Source organism: Pseudomonas citronellolis, assembly GCF_029335315.1.
Classification (GTDB): Bacteria; Pseudomonadota; Gammaproteobacteria; order Pseudomonadales; family Pseudomonadaceae; genus Pseudomonas; species Pseudomonas citronellolis_A.
In genome coordinates this window covers 1-17,818 of record NZ_JARJLT010000152.1, presented here as the reverse complement: position 1 = coordinate 17,818, position 17,818 = coordinate 1, and the positions used below count along the sequence as shown (strand labels likewise).

Genomic DNA, 17,818 nt, shown 5'->3' with positions numbered 1-17,818 from the left:
GCGAGTGCGGAACTCTTCGCTTGCGCCAGACAGTCCCCTCTCCCTTCAGGGAGAGGGTTAGGGAGAGGGCAACGCCCAGCGCAGAAGCCCGATCATCAAGGAATCCACATGAACGTACTGATCGTCCACGCCCACAACGAACCGCAGTCCTTCAGCACCGCGCTCTATCAACTGGCCGAGGAAACCCTCAAGGGCCAGGGCCACCAGGTGCAGGTCTCCGACCTCTACGCGATGAACTGGAACCCGGTGGCCAGCGCCGCCGACTTCGGCGCCCGCGCCAACCCCGAGTACCTGGTCTACGCCCTGGAGCAGCGCGAAGGCGCCAAGGCCAGGACCATCGCCGCCGACATCCAGGCCGAGCTGGACAAGCTGCTGTGGGCGGACCTGGTGATCTTCAACTTCCCGATCTACTGGTTCTCCGCCCCGGCCATCCTCAAGGGCTGGTTCGACCGCGTGCTGGTCTCGGGCGTCTGCTACGGCGGCAAGCGCTTCTACGACCAGGGCGGCCTGGCCGGCAAGAAGGCGCTGGTGACGGTGACCCTCGGCGGCCGCGACCACATGTTCGGCGAAGGCGCCATCCACGGCCCGCTGGAAGACATGCTGCGGCCGATCCTGCGCGGCACCCTGGCCTACACCGGCATGACCGTGCTGCCGCCCTTCGTGGCCTGGCACGTGCCCTACATCAGCAACGACGCGCGCCAGGACTTCCTGCGCCAGTACCAGGACCGCCTGCAGCACCTGGAGAACGACCAGGGCCTGGAATTCCCGCGCCTGGAGCAGTTCGACGAGCGCCTCTACCCGCTGCCGCGCTGAGCGGCGTGTCGGCAGCGTATTGAAACCGCGTCATTCCCGCGAACTCGCGTAGGGCGAATAACCGTTCGCGGTTATCCGCCGTTGGCCCTGGCGCAGGGGCTGGCGGCGGATAACGCCATAGGCGTTATGCGCCCTACGTGCCTGAAACCTCATCATCCCCGCGAACGCGTTCGCGGGGATGATGGGATAGGCGGGCGGCGCTCCAGGGTTCGCGAGCAAGCTCGCTCCTATGCTCCGATCCACCCAGCAGCCCCAACGAAAAAAGGCGCATGTCAGAAAAAGACATGCGCCTTTGGAGGAAAAGGGCAGCCGCTGCAGCCGGGTATGCGCGGGGGGGAGAGTGGCAAGCGGCTGGTGTGCCGAGTGCCAGACGACGGGCCGGATGGGCCCGCCGCTGCTGCAGCGACTTGGTTGCCACTATACCCGGCAACGGTTGTAGGAAAATGGCCCTATACTGCGATTCAGTTTTGCAGACGGGGCAACAGTGGACACTTTACATGCGATGCGGGTCTTCGCCCGTGTGGTCGACGCCGGCAGTTTCACCGCCGCCGCCAACGCCCTGGGGCTGTCCACCGCCCAGGTCTCGCGGGTGGTTTCCGACCTCGAAGCCTTCCTCCAGGCCCGCCTGCTGCACCGCACCACGCGGCGCCTGGCGCTGACCGAGACCGGCGAGCGCTACCTGCAGCGCTGCCGGGCGATCCTGGTCGACGTCGACGAGGCCGAAGCCGAGGCCAACGGCGCGCACCTGCGCCCGCGCGGCCGGCTGCGCGTGCACTCGCTGACCGGGCTCGGCCAGCAGCACCTGATCCCGCTGATCTCGCGCTACTGCCAGCAGCACCCGGAGGTCTACATCGAGCTGACCCTGGCCCAGCGCCAGCCGGACATCCTCGAGGAAGGCCAGGACGTGGTCATCACCCGCGACCGCGAACTGCCCGACTCCGAATACGTCGCCCAGACCCTCGGCACCATCTACAGCGTGCTCTGCGCCAGCCCCGGCTACCTCGCCGAACGCGGCACCCCGCGCAACATCGAGGACCTGCGCGAACACCGCTGCCTGCGCCTGCAGGACCCGACCTTCCCGGAGGGCTGGGCCTTCGACGAAAACGAGGAATCGAGCGTCATCCGCCCGCGCGACACCTTCATGGTCAACGTCGCCGAGGCCCTGGCCGGGGCCGCGCGCGCCGGCATGGGCATCTGCCTGCTGCCCAGCTACGTGGCCGCGCCGGCGTTGCGCCAGGGCGAACTGGTGCGCGTGCTGCCCGAGCGCAGCCTGCACGTGCGGCAGATCTTCGCGCTCTACCCGTCGCGGCGTTTCCTCGACGCGAAGATCCGCACCTGGGTGGAGTTCCTCAAGGAAGAACTGCCGCGTGCCTTCGACGCCGACGAGCAGGTGCTCAGCGATCCGGCGCACTTCGCCTGAGGATTGTTGCTTTTTAGGCAAGGGTATATTGGTGCGCCAGGTATTTTTCCGCCCGTCATCGGGACGTAACCTTTGCATCGCCCCCACCAAGCGGGGCCAATCAAAGGTTCGAAAATCATGTCCCGTAAGTTTGTTGTTGCTGCCCTGCTGTCCGTTTGTTCGCTGTCCTTCGTGCAACTGAGCTTTGCCGAAGAGTCCCGACTGATGTCCGACAAGATGGTCAAAGCCAACGAAGCCGCCATCGCTGCCGCCCACCAGGCCGCCGACGCCGAGCGCACCGCCGGCAAGGTCGCCGCGCAGCCCAACGCCGATTCCTGATCGGCGTTCCCTTCCCCCGGGAAGCCCGGTGCGTGAGCCGGTATTCCCAATGCCTTGCGCCGCATATGACATGCGGCGTTTTTTTTTGCCTGAAGCACGCCGGCGATTCTTGCAGGAATTGAAAAGGTCTTTCGCCCGCTTGGTGCTTTATCCTTTTTAGATAGGTCAATATACTTGCCCCTATCTGCCGGGCTCCGTCCGGCAGCCGCGACACGATCAGCCTGATGTGTCCCGAGAGGTGGCGACTGCGAACCTGCCGCCTCTCTCGCCAGCCGGTCCTCCAACACCGTCTGGCAGTGCTTCCCGACGTCGATGTGCGAATGCTCCGACTCGACGTCTACTTGCCGGCCGCTGCTTTCAGCGGCCGTTTTTTTTTGCCCGCGAAAAAGTTCCCCGGCCGCGACCCAGAGCCGGCGCGGCCTTGCGTCCATTTGTGTAGTGAATCGAACACAAACAAAGTATTTGCAATGATTTGAAATATTCACTACAAAATCACCCACAACCTCCAAGGAAGCTGCCATGTCCAGCCTCAAAGAGCGCCTGGCCGCGCCGGACGTCGCCCTGACCCCGGCCGAGCGCAAGGTGCTGCGTGCCCTCCTCGATGACTACCCGCGCCTCGGCCTCGGGCCCATGGCGCGCCTGGCGCGGCAGGCCGGCGTCAGCGACCCGACCATCCTGCGCCTGGTGAAGAAGCTCGGCTTCGCCGGCTACGGCGAGTTCCAGGACGCGCTGCTGGCCGAGGTCGACGACCGCCTGCGCTCGCCGCGTACCCTGCTCGCCGAACGCCGCGAACGCATGGAGCAGGACGACCCCTGGTCGAGCTACCTGGCCGACGCTTCCGACAAGCTGCAGCACACCCTGGGCCTGACCCGCGCCGACGACATCCGCCTGCTCGGCGACTGGCTGCTCGACCCGCGCCTGCGGGTATTCTGCCACGGCGGGCGGTTCAGCCGCTTCCTCGCCGGCTACCTAGTGACCCACCTGCGCCTGTTGCGCGGCGGTTGCTTGTGGCTGGACGACGGCATGGCGCTGCCCGATCTGCTGCACGACATGGACCGCCAGTCGCTGCTGGTGCTGTTCGACTACCGCCGCTACCAGGCCCAGGCCCAGCTCGTCGCGCAGACCGCCAAGGCGCGCGGCGCGCGGGTGGTGTTGTTCACCGATATCTACGCCTCGCCGCTGCGCGAGCTGGCCGACCTGATCATCAGCGCGCCGGTGGAGTCCACCTCGCCGTTCGACTCGCTGGTGCCGGCCATGGCCCAGGTCGAGGCGCTCATCGCCGCCCTGGTGGCGCGCAGCGACAGCCAGCTCGACGAACGCCTGGACGGCATCGACCAACTGCGCGCCGGCTTCAACGCCCATCTGCTCGAGGAATGACCATGTTCAGCCTGCCCCACCCGTCGCCCCGCGACCTGCCGTACCGCCGCGGCGAAACCGCGATCCTGTTCGTCGACATGCAGAACGCCTGGGTCATCCCCGGCCGCGACGCGCATGTCGACCCGGTGAAGGCCCGCTACTTCTACGAGCGCGTGCAGAGCCAGGTCATCCCCAACCAGCAGCGCCTGCTGGCGGCCATGCGCGGCGCCGGGCAGGACGTGCTGCACACCATCATCGAAAGCCTCACCGCCGACGGCCGCGACCGTTCGCTGGACCACAAGCTGTCGGACATGCACCTGCCCAAGGGCCACCCCGACGCCCAGGTGATCGATGCGCTGGCGCCGGCCGAGAACGAGATCGTGCTGCCCAAGACCTCCTCCGGGGTCTTCAACTCCACCGCCATCGACTACGTGCTGCGCAACCTCAACGTGCGCCACCTGATCGTCTGCGGCGTGGTCACCGACCAGTGCGTGGACATGGCCGTGCGCGACGCCGCCGACCGCGGCTACCTGGTGACCCTGGTCGAGGACGCCTGCGCCACCCACACCGCCGAACGCCACCAGGCCTGCCTGGAAGCGATCAAGGGCTATTGCTGGATCGCCGACACCGACACGGTGCTGGCGCGTATCGCCGACCTCGCCTGACGCGGAGCACGCCATGAGCCAAGCCACCGGGCCGCTGCACCTGAGCAGCTTCGTCACCACCGACCTCGCCGGCATCACGCGCGGTCGTTCGCTGCCGGCCTCGGCCGTGGCCGAGCAACTGGCCAGCGGCTGCGGCTGGGTGCCGGCGAACAGCGCGCTGACGCCGCAGGACATCATCGCCGACGACAACCCCTGGGGCAGCCACGGCGACCTGCGCCTGCTGCCCGACCCGCAGGCGCGGCTGTTCCTCGAGCGCGGCCCCGACCCGCAGGCGCCGCCGCTGGACTTCTACCACGGCGACCTGGTGGAAACCGACGGCACGCCCTGGCCGGTGTGCCCGCGCACCTTGCTGCGCGAGGAGATCGCCCGCTACCGCGAACTGGGCCTGCAGGTCACCGCCGCCTTCGAGCACGAATTCACTCTGCTCGGCCTGCCCGAGGGGCCGGGTGGCGCCTTCTCGCTGCAGGCCCAGCGCGCCGCCGGCGACTTCCCCGGCTGGCTGATGGCCGCCCTGGAACGTACGGGCGCCGAACCGGAAATGTTCCTCCCCGAGTACGGCCGCCTGCAGTACGAGGTGACCTGCCGCCCGACCCAGGGTGTGGCCGCCGCCGATCGCGCGGTGAACGTGCGCGAGCTGACCCGCGAGATCGCCCGCCAGATGGGCCTGGGCACCTGCTTCTCGCCGCTGCACGCGCCGGGAGAAGTCACCAATGGCGTGCACCTGCACCTGAGCCTGCAGCGCCTCGACAACACCCCGCTGTTCTACGACGCCGAGCAGCCCAACAACCTCTCGGAAACCGCCCGTCACTGGGCCGCCGGCGTGCTCCGGCACCTGCCGGCGCTGTGCGCGCTGAGCGCGCCGACCGCGGTTTCCTACCTGCGCCTGAAGCCGCACCACTGGAGCGCCGCCTACGCCTGCCTGGGCCTGCGCAACCGCGAGGCGGCGCTGCGCATCTGCCCGGTGGTGAGCCTCGGCGGCAAGCCGCTGGCGCGCCAGTTCAACCTGGAATTCCGCCCGATGGACGCCACCGCCTCGCCGCACCTGGCGATGGCCGCGGTACTCATCGCCGGCCGCCTGGGCCTGGAAGAGCGCCTGGCGCTGAGCGCGGTGACCGACGTCGATCCGGACTCGCTGAGCGCCGAGCAGCGCGAAGCCCTCGGCATCCACGCGCTGCCCGGCTCGCTGGAAGAGGCGCTGCAACTGCTGATGGACGACCACGCGCTCTGCGCCCAGCTGCCGCCCGCGCTGCTGCAGACCTACTTCGCCATGAAGCGCCAGGAGCTGGCGCTGACCCGCGACCTCACCGACGAACAGGTGTGCCAACGCTATGCCAGCCTCTACTGAAAGCGGGCTCTACCACGAGCCGCCGTTCCGCCTGCTCAACCCGCAGGGGCGCAGCCCGGTGCTGCTGGTCTGCGAGCACGCCAGCCGCTACATCCCGGCGGAACTGGCGCAACTCGGCCTGGACGACGCCGCCGCGCGGGAACACATCGCCTGGGACATCGGCGCCCTGGCCCTGGCCGAGGCGCTCTCCGCGCGCCTCGACGCGCCATTGCTGGTGGCCGGCTACTCGCGCCTGCTGATCGACCTGAACCGCCCGCTGACGGCGCCGGACAGCATCCCCGCGCACAGCGAGGTCTACCCGATTCCGGGCAACCTCCGACTGGGCGAAGCCGACCGCCGCGAGCGCCAGGCGCGCCTGTTCGAACCCTTCCACCGGACCCTCGCCGAGTTGATCGACCAGCGCCTGGCCGGCGGCCAGCCGACCCGCATCGTCGGCGTGCACAGCTTCACCCCGAGCTACCGCGGCGTGCCCCGGCCCTGGGAGGCCGGCGTGCTGTTCGGCCGCGCCGGTGACTACGCGCGGCGGATCATCGACGGCCTGCGCTCGGGCGGCGGCGAGATCGGCGCCAACCAACCCTATGACATCGACCCGGCGGAAGACATGACGGTGCCGGTGCACGGTGACGAGCGTGGCCTGGACGCCGTGCTCATCGAGATCCGCAACGATGGACTGCGCGACGCGCAAGCGGTCGCGGCCTGGGCCGAGCGTCTGTACCCCTGGCTCTGAGGGACGGGCCGGCGCGCCGGCCCCGCACATAACAAGAACAACAGCGCTGTCGCGCTCGCGGCGCCTATTCCAACGACAAAGCTGCCGTATCCAGAGGACTCCCCGCATGGCCATCGAACAGTTTGGCTACCAGCAACAGCTCCGCCGCAGTCTTTCCCTAAGCGACCTGGTCATCTACGGGATGATCTTCATGATCCCCATCGCGCCCTTCGGCGTGTATGGCTGGGTCCATGCCGACTCCCAGGGCATGGTGCCCATGGCCTACCTGGTGGGCATGCTGGCGATGCTGTTCACCGCCCTGAGCTACGGCGCCATGGCCCGCGCCTTCCCCATCGCAGGCTCGGTGTATTCCTATGCGCAACGCGGCATCCACCCGCACGTCGGCTTCCTCGCCGGCTGGGTGCTGCTGCTCGACTACCTGCTGATTCCGCCGCTGCTCTACGTGTTCAGCGCGCTGGCGCTCAACCACCTGTTCCCGGAGGTGCCGAAGCTGCTGTGGATGCTCGCCTTCCTGGTCTCGGCGACCCTGGTGAACCTGCGCGGCATCACCTTCGCCGCGCGCTTCAACCTGCTGTTCCTGATCGCCGAGATGATCGTCCTGGGCATCTTCCTGGTGGTCGGCTACCACGCGCTGGAAGGCGGCATGGGCAACGGCCGGCTGACCCTGGCGCCGCTGTACCAGCCGGAGCACTTCGACCTTGGCCTGGTGATGAAGGCGGTGTCCATCGCGGTGCTGTCGTTCCTCGGCTTCGACGCCATCTCGACCCTGGCCGAAGAGGTCAAGGGCGACCCGGCGAAGCAGATCGGCCGCGCCTCGCTGATCGCGCTGTTCGTCATGGGCGGCATCTTCGTGCTGCAGACCTGGCTGGCCACCGACCTCGCCGCCGGCATGACCTTCCAGTCCGCCGACACCGCGTTCTACGAGATCGCCGAGGCCGCCGGCGGCAAATGGCTGTCGACCCTGACGGCGGTGGCCACGGCGCTGGCCTGGGGCGTGACCGTGTCGATCACCTCGCAGGCGGCGGTGTCGCGGCTGCTCTACTCGATGGCCCGCGACGGCAAGCTGCCGCGCGTGCTGGCCAAGGTCCACCCGACCTACCAGACCCCGCACGTCAGCCTGTACCTGGTGGCGGTGCTGTCGCTGGGCATCGGCGTGGCCTTCCTCGACGCACCGGACGTGCTCACCTCGCTGGTCAACTTCGGCGCGCTCACCGGCTTCTGCCTGCTGCACCTGGCGGTGATCAACCACTACTTCATCCGCCAGAAGAGCGGCCAGGTCGTGCGCCACCTGCTGTTCCCGCTGGTGGGCCTGGCGATCATCGGCTACGTGCTGCTGAGCATGAGCGCCGACGCCCAGTACCTGGGCCTGGCCTGGATCGCCGTGGGCCTGGTGTACCTGGCGGTGCTGCACAAGCGCGGCAAGGCCGGCGAGCTCGCCGCCGGGCTGTGAGTGGTGACGGCGGATGAAGCGTTCCGCTTCATTCGCCCTACGGAGCGCCAGGGAGCGTAGGGCGTATAACCGTTCGCGGTTATACGCCGCCTGGGGGCATACGGGCGTCAGCCCTCGCCGAGGAACTCCCCACGGCTCAGCCCGTGCCGCTGCATCTTCTCGTTGAGGGTGCGGCGCGGCAGGCCGAGCAGCTCCATCACCGCCTTGATGTCGCCCTTGCACTGGCCCAGCGCCTGACGGATGCACTCGGCCTCGTAGGCCTCCATGCGTTCGAACAGGCCGCTGCCGGCCGGCGCTTCCAGCTGCGCCGCGCGGTCCAGGCCGAGGACGTGACGCTCGGCGGCGTTGGCCAGCTCGCGCACGTTGCCCGGCCAGTCGTGGGCCAGCAGCCGCGCCAGTTCGGCGGTGGACAGCGGCGGCGCCTCGCGGCCGAGCTTGCGGCTGGCCAGTTCGGCGAAGTGTTCGAACAGCAGGGGGATGTCCTCGCGCCGTTCGCGCAGCGGCGGCAGGCGCAATTCGGCGACGTTCAGGCGGTACACCAGGTCCTCGCGGAAGCGCCCGGCGCGGGCTTCTTCCAGCAGGTCCGGCTTGGTCGCGGCGATCACCCGCAGGTCGACATGGATGCTCTGGTTCGAACCCAGGCGCTCCAGCTGCTGCTCCTGCAACACGCGCAGCAGCTTGACCTGCTGGGCCAGCGGCATGCTCTCGATCTCGTCGAGGAACAGGCTGCCGCCGTTGGCGTGCTCCAGCTTGCCGATGCGCTTGCCCTGGGCGCCGGTGAAGGCGCCGCTCTCATGGCCGAACAGCTCGCTCTCGAACAGCTGCTCGGGGATCGCCGCGCAGTTCAGCGCGACGAAGGGCTTGCCGGCGCGCGGGCCGAAGTCGTGCAGGCAGCGCGCCACCAGCTCCTTGCCGGCGCCGGTGTCGCCACGGATCAGCACGTTCACCGGGGTGTCGGCCAGGGCCAGCACCTGGCGCCGCAGCGCCTCCATCGGCCGCGACACGCCGAGCAGGCGCGAGGCCACGTGGTCCTTGAGCGCGGCCTGTTCGCGCAGCTGGCGGTTCTCCAGCACCAGGCGGCGCTTTTCCAGGGCGCGGCGCAGGCTGTCCAGCAGGCGCTCGGGGGTGAAGGGTTTCTCGATGAAGTCATAGGCGCCGTCGCGCATCGCCTGCACCGCCATGGGCACGTCGCCGTGGCCGGTGACCATGATCACCGGCAGGTCGCGGTCCAGTTCCTGCAGGCGCGCGAGCAGGGCCAGGCCGTCGGTGCCGGGCATGCGCACATCGCTGATCACCACACCGGCGAAGCCGCGCTCCAGGTGCTTCAGGCACTCCTCGGCGCTGGCGCACAGGCGTACCTGGAAGCCGGAAAGCTGCAGCCACTGCTGCACCGCCTCGCGGATGGCGGCTTCGTCATCGACGAAAATCACGTGTTCAGTCATGTCTCTTCGCTCGTGGCGGGCAGCACCAGGCGGAACAGCGCGCCGCCGCCGGGCTGGTTGGCGGCCTCCAGGCGGCCGCCGAGTTCGTGGACGATGCCGTAGGATACCGCCAGGCCCAGGCCCAGTCCTTCGCCCACCGGCTTGGTGGTGAAGAACGGGTCGAAGACGTTGCCCAGGTGTTCGGCGGCGATGCCCGGACCGTTGTCGGCGACTTCCAGGCACCAGTCGGCGCCTTCGCGCAGCAGGCCCACCTGGACGTGCGGCTGCTCGACCCCGGTCACCGCGTCCAGGGCGTTGCGCAGCAGGTTGACCAGCACCTGCTCCAGGCGGATGGCGTCGCCCAGCACCCAGGCCGGCAGGCTCAGCACCTGGCTGACTTCCACGCCCTCGGCGCGGATGCGCACGGCCAGCAGCTGCAGGGCCTGGTCCAGCACGTGGCCCAGCTCGATGCGCTCGCGCAGGCCGCCGGAAGTCTTGCGGGCGAAGGTCTTCAGGTGCCCGGTCAGCGCGGCCATGCGCTCCAGCAATTCGTCGAGGCGCGCCAGGGCGGCGCGGGCCTCGTCGCCACGCCCGGCGTCGAGCAGCAGGCGAACGCTGGCCAGGTGCATGCGCTGGGCGGTCAGCGGCTGGTTGATCTCGTGGGCCAGGGCCGCCGACATCTGCCCCAGGGCCGCCAGCTTGGCGGCCTGCACCAGGCCGTCCTGGGCGGTGCGCAGGGCCGCGGTGCGCTGTTCCACCAGCTGCTCCAGTTCCTCGCGGCTGCGCTGGCGCAGGCGGGCGAGGCGCCAGCGCTGCTGCAACAGCAGGACCAGGAACACCAGCGCCAGCCAGGCGCCGGCGGCGGCCAGGCGCGCGGTGAGGACGTCGCTCTGCACGCCGCGCGCGTCGCGCAGCAGGTGCAGGGTCCAGTCGTCGTCGGGCAGGCTCAGCGACTGCCACAGGTAGTCGCTGTCGGCGCCCTTGGCCCCGTCGGTAGAAACGCGCACCAGGCGGCTGTCCTCGCCCAGCGGTTCGAGGGTGCGGTGGGCCAGCGGCGACAGTGGCTGGCGGTCGTACTGGCGGGTCTGTGCCAGCTCCAGGCGGGCGAAGGTGTCCAGCGGTTGCAGCTCGCGGTAGCGCCAGCCGGGGTGGTTGGCGAGGAAGACGATGCCCTTGGTGTCGCTGACCAGCACCAGGTCCGGGGTCTGGCTCCACTGCCGTTCCAGGTCGGGGAATTCCAGCTTGACCACCATGGCGCCGAGGAACCGGCCGGCCTCGTCGCGCACCGCGTGGGCGAGGAAATAGCCGGGGATGCCGCTGGTCACGCCCACCGCGTAGAAGCGCCCGGTGCCCTGGGCCATGGTCTGGCGGAAGTAGGGGCGGAAGGCGTAGTTGTGGCCGACGTAGCTGGTCGGCAGATCCCAGTTGCTGGCGGCCACGGCGAGGCCGTCGCGGTCCAGCAGCTCCAGGGTGGAGGAGCGCGCGGCGGCGTTGACCTTCTGCAGCTTGAGGTTCAGCGCCTGCTGCAACTCGCCGCTCACCGAGCCGGCCAGGGCCTGGCGCAGCTCCGGGTCCAGCGCCAGCACCGCCGGCAGGCTGCGGTAGCGTTCCAGCAGGGTGCGCAGCGAACTGGCGTAGAGCCCCAGTTGCTCATGGGCCGCCTCGGCCTCGGCGAGCAGGGCGCGCTGCCGGGCCTTCTCGCCGGCCCAGTACACCGACAGCAGCAGGCCGGCCAGCACCAGCAGGCTGGCGAGGATCAGGCGCAGGGGGCGGGCGACGGGCATGGCGGAAACGGGCTGGCTGGCGGAGGGCGACCATAGCACGTTCGGCCTCTGGTCCGGGGCGACCTCGGGTCGCTAAACTGCGCGACCTTCGAGGAGAAATGTCCGATGCAGTTGATCGCCTGGTCCCACGCCTGCTCCGCCGGCTACACCCTGCGCGGCTGGCGCAGCGAGCCCAGCGGCAAGCCCCTGTTGCACTTCCTGCACGGCAACGGTTTCTGCGGCCGCGCCTACGAGCCGATGCTCAAGCACCTGGCGCGCGACTTCGACCTCTGGCTGTGCGACGTCCAGGGCCACGGCGACAGCGACCACGGCGGGCGCTTCCACGGCTGGAACCGCAACGCCGAGATGGCCGTGGAGGCCTTCGAGGCCGGCCGCGCGCTCTACGGCGAGGTGCCGCGCTACGCCTGCGGACACAGCTTCGGCGGGGTGCTCAGCAGCCTGATCCTCAGCCGCCACCCGCAGCTGTTCGAACGCGCGACGCTGCTCGACCCGGTGCTGTTCACCCCGGCGATGATCGGCGTGATGGCGCTGTCCGAGGTGCTCGGCCTGCAGGAGCGGCGGACCATGGTGCAGAAGGCCAAGGCCCGGCGCAGCCAGTGGCCGGACCGCGCCGCCGCCTACGCCGGCCTGCATGGCCGGGGCATCTTCAAGGGCTGGACCGACGAGGCGCTGTGGGCCTACGTGGAGAACGCCATCAAGGAAGTCGACGGCCATGTGGAGCTGAAGTGCCGGCCGAGCCGCGAGGCGGAAATCTTCAGTTCCTTCCCCAAGCGCCTGTGGCCGTCGCTGGCGAAGGTGAAAACCCCGACCCTGGTGCTGTTCGGCGACAAGACCTACCCGTTCGTGCCCAAGTCGGTGGCGCGCTGGTGCGCGCAGAACACCCATGTCGGCGGGCAGAGCGTCGCCGGCGGGCATTGCTTCATGCAGGAACAGCCGCAGGACAGCGCCGAGCGCGTGGCGCGCTTCCTGCTCGGTCACGAATAGCTAGTCGCCGACTTTCTTGTCGGCGTGGTTGCGCCGCCATTCGGCCAGGTGCACCACCTCGGCCTTGTGCCGCGGCGCCGCCGGTTCCGCCTGGGGCGCCGGCAGGGCCTGGGCGATCTCGATCACCGCGCGCACCTCGTGGGGCTCGGGGTGGAAGCGGAAGGGCTCCAGCTCCACCGGGCCGGGGCGCTGGCCGAGCATGGTGATGCTGCCGGCGTAGCGATCCTCGCCGGTGGCGGTGAACTCGAAGGCGTATTCCCGGGCCAGGCAGAGCAGGCCGTTGGCCCCCCGGCGCAGGCGCAGGCGGCGCAGGGCCACGGCCTCGTCGAGCAGCTCTACGCCCTGCCGCGAGCAGTGCTGGCGCGCCAGCTGCAGGGCGCGCTCGCGGATGCCGTGGGCGCGCCACCACCAGGCGGCGGCCGTGGCCAGCAGCATGAATGCGAAAAGGTTGCCCAAGGTCACTTCAAGGCTCCGCTCGGGAATAGGCGCACCAGCTTACCCAGTCTGTCATCCGACGGCGAGAGCCGCTGGTTCCCAGGGCGTGAATTGCGCCCCATACTGGCCGTTCAGCCTGTAGGAAATCGTCATGTCGCGTACACCCCATGTCCTCGCCATCCAGTCCCACGTCGTCTTCGGCCACGCCGGCAACAGCGCCGCCGAGTTTCCCATGCGCCGCGTCGGGGTGAACGTCTGGCCGCTGAACACCGTGCAGTTCTCCAACCATACCCAGTATGGCCACTGGACTGGCCAGGTGCTGCCGCCGGAGCAGATTCCGGCGCTGGTCGAGGGCATCGCCGCGATCGGCGAGCTGGGCAACTGCGACGCGGTGCTGTCCGGCTACCTGGGCAGCGCCGCCCAGGGCCGCTCGATCCTCGAGGCGCTGGCCCAGATCCGCGCGGCCAACCCGCGCGCCATCTACCTCTGCGACCCGGTGATGGGCCACCCGGAGAAGGGCTGCATCGTCGCGCCGGAAGTCGGTGAATTCCTGCTCAACGAGGCCGCCGCCGTGGCCGACTACCTGTGCCCCAACCAGCTGGAGCTGGACAGCTTCTGCGAGCGTCATCCCGAATCGCTGGAGGATTGCGTGGCCATGGCCCGCAGCCTGCTGGCGCGCGGCCCCAGGGCGGTGCTGGTGAAGCACCTGAACTACCCGGGCAAGCCGGCCGACGCCTTCGAGATGCTGCTGGTCAGCGCCGACGCCACCTGGCACCTGCGCCGCCCGCTGCTGGCCTTCCCGCGCCAGCCGGTGGGCGTCGGCGACCTCACCTCGGGCCTGTTCCTCGCCCGCCTGCTGCTGGGCGACGCGCCGAAGACGGCCTTCGAGTTCACCGCCGCGGCGGTGCACGAAGTGTTGCTGGAAACCCAGGCCTGCGGCAGCTACGAGCTGGAACTGGTGCGCGCCCAGGATCGCATCGCGCATCCGCGCGTGCGTTTCGAGGCGGTGGCGCTCTAGTCAGCGGCCATTACGTGGGGAGGGTCCGCAGCAATGCGGGCAATGAGCTGTGGACCGTTTCCCAGGTCAGTTCGAGGTCGATATCGAAGTAGCCATGGGCCAGGCGGTTGCGCATGCCCCGCATGTTGCGCCAGGGCACTTGCGGATGGGCGGCGACGTACTCGGGATACTTGTCCATGGCCTTGGCGGCGGCTTCGCCGATGATCACCAGACTCATGATGACCGCCTGCTGGGTACGCTTGTCGATGAGGAAGGCCGACTTGTCCATACCTTCGACGAAGGTGCAGGCATCGTTGGCCGCCTGGCGGATATGTTGCAGATAGTCCTCCAGGCGGTTGATTGTCATATCGGTCGGGCTTCGCTCAGCAGTTGACTGCGAAACTTCAGGGGAATATCGCCTGGCGTCAGCAGGTCGACCTTCACGCCCAGCACTTCCTGTAGTTCATCCTGTAAGCCGCCGAGGTCGAACAGGGTTGTGCCGGGGGCTACGTCCACCAGCAGGTCGAGATCGCTGCCGTCCTGGTCGGTGCCGAGCAGGACCGAGCCGAACACGCGTGGATTCAGCGTTCCATAGCGGCGCGCGAGATCGCGGACGACCTCGCGCTTCTGTTCGAGCGCAACCGATGGCTTCATGGCTTTCTCCATTCAGGTGCGCCCTTGTCCGGCACACCTGCTGATGTATACCCCCAACGCCTGTCCGGCCTCAAGCCGACTGCGGCAGCCCGTCCGGCTGCGGCGCTGGCTCGCCTTCGGCCTCGACGCGCTGGTACATGCCCTGGGCGATCTCGCGTTCGCCCATGATCACCAGGTTGGCGCCGTTCTGTTCCAGGTATTCCACCTCGGCGTCGAAGTGCGCGCGGGCGATGATGTCCAGGTTCGGGTTCGCCGCGCGGGCGTGGCTGGCGATCTGCCCGGCCTCGAAGCCGTTGGGGATGGCGATCAGCAGCCAGCGCGCGGCGGTGACGTTGGCCAGCGCCAGCACTTCCGGGTTGGCGGCGTTGCCGACCACCACGCTGAGGCCGCGCTCGCGCAGCTCGGCGGCTTTCTCGCGCTTGTCCTCGATCACCACCAGCGGCACGCCGTCCTTCTGCAGGCGCGCGCTGACCAGCTCGCCGACCCGGCCGTGGCCGATGAGGATGGCGTGGTCGTGCTCGCGCACCGGCGGCGGCAGGTCGTCGTCGACGCTCACGGTCTCGCTCGGCTGCGTCGCCTCCTTGCGCGCCTGCAGGCGTTCGATGGCGATGAACAGCAGCGGGTTGACCAGGATCGACAGGATCGCCCCGGCCAGCACCAGGTCGCGGCCCTGCTCGGGCATCAGGTTGAGGGTCACGCCGAGGCCGACCAGGATGAAGGAGAACTCGCCGATCTGCGCCAGGCTGGCGGCGATGGTCAGCGCCGTGCTGTTGGGGTGGCCGAACAGGCGCACGATGACGTAGGCGGCCACCGACTTGCCGAACACGATGACCAGGAAGGTGGCCAGCACCGGCAGCGGCTCGTGGATCAGGATCGCCGGGTTGAACAGCATGCCCACCGAGACGAAGAACAGCACGGCGAAGGCGTCGCGCAGCGGCAGCGAGTTTTCCGCCGCCTGGTGGCTCAGCTCGGATTCGTTGAGGATCATCCCGGCGAAGAACGCGCCGAGGGCGAAGGACACCCCGAACACCACCGCCGAGCCGGTGGCGATGCCCAGGGCGATGGCCAGCACGGCGAGGGTGAACAGCTCGCGCGAGCCGGTCGCGGCGATCCGCTCCAGGGCCCAGGGCACCACGCGGCGGCCGCCGAGGATCATCACCGCGACGAAGGCCACGACCTTGCCCAGGGTCAGCAGGATCGGCAGCAGGATGCCGTCGCTGGCGCCCTCGGCGGCGGTGCCGCCCAGCGGCCCGGCGAGGGCCGGCAGCAGCACCAGGGTGAGGACCATGGCCAGGTCCTCGACTATCAGCCAGCCTATGGCGATGCGCCCGCGCTTGGTGTCGATCAGCTGGCGCTGTTCCAGCGCGCGCAACAGCACCACGGTGCTGGCCACCGACAGCGCCAGGCCGAACACCAGGCCGCCGCCCAGCGGCCAGCCCATCATCCACGCCAGGCCCATGCCGAGCAGCGTGGCGACGCCGATCTGCACCACGGCGCCGGGGATGGCGATGGCCTTCACCGAGAGCAGGTCCTTCAGTGAGAAGTGCAGGCCGACGCCGAACATCAGCAGGATCACGCCCAGCTCGGCGATTTCCGTCGACAGCGCCTGGTCGGCGACGTAGCCGGGGGTGAAGGGCCCGGCCAGCACGCCGGCCAGCAGGTAGCCCACCAGCGGCGAGATGCGCAGGCGGTTGGCCAGCGCGCCGAGGATGAAGGCCAGCACGAAGCCGACGGCGAGGGTGGTCAGTAGCGGTGTGTGGTGCATGGTCTGGACTCCGGGCACGCAGGGAGCCAGCGTCCCGTCACGGGGCGGCGGCTCGAAGGTGGATCACGGGGGGCAAACCCGCGCATGGGAAAAGTCTAGGCGCTGGCGGGGCTTTCGGCATTGCCAGCGCTCAAGGTTAACCTGTTGACGCGCTGAGATTTTTCAGGGCCACTTGAGAATTCTTGTCAAGAAATGTCAGCGTCCTTGTCCCATTCCTCGCGGATCGCCTGGTAGCGCTGTTCGAGCTCCTGGCGCAGCTGGCGGCGTTGCTGGGCCTGGGCGAAACGCCGGCGTTCCTCGCGGGTGGCGGGCTGCAGTGGCGGCACGTCGGTGGGTTTGCGCGCGTCGTCCAGCGCCACCATGGTGAAGAAGCAGCTGTTGGTGTGGCGTACGGATTTCTCGCGGATGTTCTCGGTGACCACCTTCACGCCGATCTCCATGGAGGTGCGGCCGGTGTAGTTGACCGAGGCGAGGAAGGTCACCAGTTCGCCGACGTGGATCGGCTCGCGGAAGATCACCTGGTCGACCGACAGGGTCACCACGTAGTGGCCGGCGTAGCGGCTGGCGCAGGCGTAGGCGACCTCGTCGAGGTACTTGAGCAGGGTGCCGCCGTGGACGTTGCCGGAGAAGTTGGCCATGTCCGGGGTCATCAGGACGGTCATGCTGAGTTGGTGGTTGCCGGGTTCCATATCGCTCTCGCAAGGCGGGTGGGGGTACCAAGTCTGGACGCGCGCGGGCGGGGCCGGCGACACATTCCTTTCTATACCTTCCATTGCCTCGCCGGTACAGGGGGCCGCGCCCGCGTGCCGGGCGGTTGCCGCACTGGAGTCGCGACGAGGCCCGGCCGGCCCCGCCGCGTGGCGCTTCAGCGACCGGCGGAGAGGCCGAAGTCGATGGCCAGGTCGGCGCCGGTGATGGACTCGGACTGCTGGCCGCAGAGGTACCAGACCAGCTCGGCGACTTCCTCGGGGCGGATGAAGCGCGCCTCCTTGCCCTGTGGATAATCCCGCAACAGGCCGAGCTTGTAGGCTGCCGGGTTGCCCTGGCCGTAGCGCTCGGCCTGGTAGTCGAGCATCGGCGTGGCGATGTCGGCGGGGGAGATGGCGTTGACCCGCACGCCGTCCTGGGCCAGTTCCAGGGCCAGGGTGCGGGTGAGCATGGTCAGCGCCGCCTTGCTCGCGCAGTAGGCCGCCGAGCCGCGGTAGGCCTGGCGCCCGGAGTCGCTGGAGATGTTCACGATGCAGCCGCGGTTGTCCTTGAGGTAGGGCGTGGCGGCCTGGCACATGTAGAACGCGGCCTTGAGGTTGACCCCCAGGACCAGGTCGAAGTCGTCCTCGTTGAAGCTTTCCACCGGGCCTTCACGCCAGACCCCGGCGGCGTTGATCAGGGCGTCCAGGCGCCCGGTGCGGGCGAGGATGTCCGAGACCAGGTTCTGGCAGTTGTCGGCGCGGCGCAGGTCGGCGACGCCGCTGGCGTCCAGGGGGACCTGGGCGTTGAGCGCGTGCAGCCCGCTCTTGTCGACGTCGGTGGCGGCGATGCGCCAGTGGCTCTGGGCGAAACGCTTGGCGATGGCCTTGCCGAGGCCGCCGGCGGCGCCGGTGATCAGAACAACGGGTGTGCTCATTGACTGAGTGATCTCCCTGCCTGATAGGGAAAGGGCGCACCGTCAGGCAGTGGCGGGGCG

18 protein-coding genes are annotated in these 17,818 nt (G+C 69.0%); 10 read left to right on the top strand and 8 right to left on the bottom strand.

Going from position 1 to position 17,818, the window contains the following annotated elements; translation table 11 throughout:
• Window positions 1-108 precede the first annotated feature (108 nt).
• The 8 genes from P3W75_RS12555 to P3W75_RS12520 all read left to right on the top strand — a co-directional run bounded on the left by P3W75_RS12555 (window position 109) and on the right by P3W75_RS12520 (window position 8,094).
• A complete protein-coding gene (locus tag P3W75_RS12555) occupies window positions 109-813 on the top strand; it encodes an NAD(P)H-dependent oxidoreductase (protein WP_276227673.1) in 705 nt (234 codons plus the stop codon).
• Between the two features lie 484 nt (window positions 814-1,297).
• Window positions 1,298-2,233: a LysR family transcriptional regulator gene (locus P3W75_RS12550; RefSeq protein ID WP_276227672.1), complete on the top strand. Its 936-nt coding sequence runs from the start codon at window positions 1,298-1,300 to the stop codon at window positions 2,231-2,233.
• Between the two features lie 117 nt (window positions 2,234-2,350).
• Entirely contained in the window at window positions 2,351-2,551 is a 201-nt protein-coding gene (locus P3W75_RS12545; RefSeq protein WP_276227671.1) for a hypothetical protein, read from the top strand.
• A 519-nt stretch (window positions 2,552-3,070) separates the two neighbouring features.
• A complete protein-coding gene (locus P3W75_RS12540) occupies window positions 3,071-3,928 on the top strand; it encodes a MurR/RpiR family transcriptional regulator (protein WP_276227670.1) in 858 nt (285 codons plus the stop codon).
• Window positions 3,929-3,930: 2 nt separating this feature from the next.
• Window positions 3,931-4,572 carry a cysteine hydrolase family protein gene (locus P3W75_RS12535; RefSeq protein WP_276227669.1) on the top strand — a complete coding sequence of 214 codons (642 nt, stop codon included), beginning with the start codon at window positions 3,931-3,933 and terminating at the stop codon, window positions 4,570-4,572.
• Between the two features lie 13 nt (window positions 4,573-4,585).
• Window positions 4,586-5,917: a glutamine synthetase family protein gene (locus tag P3W75_RS12530; protein ID WP_276227668.1), complete on the top strand. Its 1,332-nt coding sequence runs from the start codon at window positions 4,586-4,588 to the stop codon at window positions 5,915-5,917.
• On the top strand, window positions 5,901-6,644 hold the full coding sequence (locus P3W75_RS12525; RefSeq protein WP_276227667.1) for an N-formylglutamate amidohydrolase: 744 nt from the start codon (window positions 5,901-5,903) through the stop codon (window positions 6,642-6,644). Before P3W75_RS12530 ends, P3W75_RS12525 begins: the two co-directional genes overlap by 17 nt.
• A 106-nt stretch (window positions 6,645-6,750) precedes the next feature.
• Window positions 6,751-8,094 carry an APC family permease gene (locus P3W75_RS12520; RefSeq protein WP_276227666.1) on the top strand — a complete coding sequence of 448 codons (1,344 nt, stop codon included), beginning with the start codon at window positions 6,751-6,753 and terminating at the stop codon, window positions 8,092-8,094.
• 107 nt (window positions 8,095-8,201) lie between these two features.
• Here the strand turns inward: P3W75_RS12520 and P3W75_RS12515 are convergent, their stop codons facing one another.
• Window positions 8,202-9,536 carry a sigma-54-dependent transcriptional regulator gene (locus P3W75_RS12515; protein ID WP_276227665.1) on the bottom strand — a complete coding sequence of 445 codons (1,335 nt, stop codon included), beginning with the start codon at window positions 9,534-9,536 and terminating at the stop codon, window positions 8,202-8,204.
• Window positions 9,533-11,299 carry an ATP-binding protein gene (locus tag P3W75_RS12510; RefSeq protein ID WP_276227664.1) on the bottom strand — a complete coding sequence of 589 codons (1,767 nt, stop codon included), beginning with the start codon at window positions 11,297-11,299 and terminating at the stop codon, window positions 9,533-9,535. The genes P3W75_RS12515 and P3W75_RS12510 overlap by 4 nt, the downstream gene beginning before the upstream one ends.
• A gap of 105 nt (window positions 11,300-11,404) precedes the next feature.
• Here P3W75_RS12510 and P3W75_RS12505 point away from each other — a divergent pair, with 105 nt between their 5' ends.
• Window positions 11,405-12,283 carry an alpha/beta fold hydrolase gene (locus P3W75_RS12505; RefSeq protein WP_276227663.1) on the top strand — a complete coding sequence of 293 codons (879 nt, stop codon included), beginning with the start codon at window positions 11,405-11,407 and terminating at the stop codon, window positions 12,281-12,283.
• Here P3W75_RS12505 and P3W75_RS12500 read toward each other — a convergent pair whose 3' ends face one another.
• Complete coding sequence (locus P3W75_RS12500) at window positions 12,284-12,718, bottom strand: DUF3301 domain-containing protein (protein WP_276227684.1); 435 nt, start codon at window positions 12,716-12,718, stop codon at window positions 12,284-12,286.
• Between the two features lie 151 nt (window positions 12,719-12,869).
• On the opposite strand from P3W75_RS12500, the gene pdxY reads away from it, so the two are divergent.
• A complete protein-coding gene (pdxY, locus tag P3W75_RS12495; RefSeq protein WP_276227662.1) occupies window positions 12,870-13,736 on the top strand; it encodes a pyridoxal kinase PdxY in 867 nt (288 codons plus the stop codon).
• A gap of 10 nt (window positions 13,737-13,746) precedes the next feature.
• On the opposite strand, the gene P3W75_RS12490 is transcribed toward pdxY, so the two are convergent.
• From P3W75_RS12490 to P3W75_RS12470, 5 genes are all read right to left on the bottom strand, one after another.
• Window positions 13,747-14,082 (bottom strand): HepT-like ribonuclease domain-containing protein, encoded by a 336-nt coding sequence (locus P3W75_RS12490; protein WP_276227661.1) that lies wholly within the window; start codon window positions 14,080-14,082, stop codon window positions 13,747-13,749.
• The gene (locus P3W75_RS12485; RefSeq protein WP_276227660.1) at window positions 14,079-14,369 is read right to left on the bottom strand and encodes a nucleotidyltransferase family protein; all 291 of its coding nucleotides are present in this window, start codon (window positions 14,367-14,369) and stop codon (window positions 14,079-14,081) included. Before P3W75_RS12485 ends, P3W75_RS12490 begins: the two co-directional genes overlap by 4 nt.
• Window positions 14,370-14,439: 70 nt before the next feature.
• Complete coding sequence (gene ybaL / locus P3W75_RS12480; RefSeq protein ID WP_276227659.1) at window positions 14,440-16,134, bottom strand: YbaL family putative K(+) efflux transporter; 1,695 nt, start codon at window positions 16,132-16,134, stop codon at window positions 14,440-14,442.
• A 185-nt stretch (window positions 16,135-16,319) separates the two neighbouring features.
• A complete protein-coding gene (locus tag P3W75_RS12475) occupies window positions 16,320-16,823 on the bottom strand; it encodes an acyl-CoA thioesterase (protein ID WP_276227658.1) in 504 nt (167 codons plus the stop codon).
• 176 nt (window positions 16,824-16,999) lie between these two features.
• Window positions 17,000-17,758, bottom strand: a complete 759-nt coding sequence (locus P3W75_RS12470) for an SDR family NAD(P)-dependent oxidoreductase (protein ID WP_276227657.1) — start codon at window positions 17,756-17,758, stop codon at window positions 17,000-17,002.
• Between the last annotated feature and the right edge of the window lie 60 nt (window positions 17,759-17,818).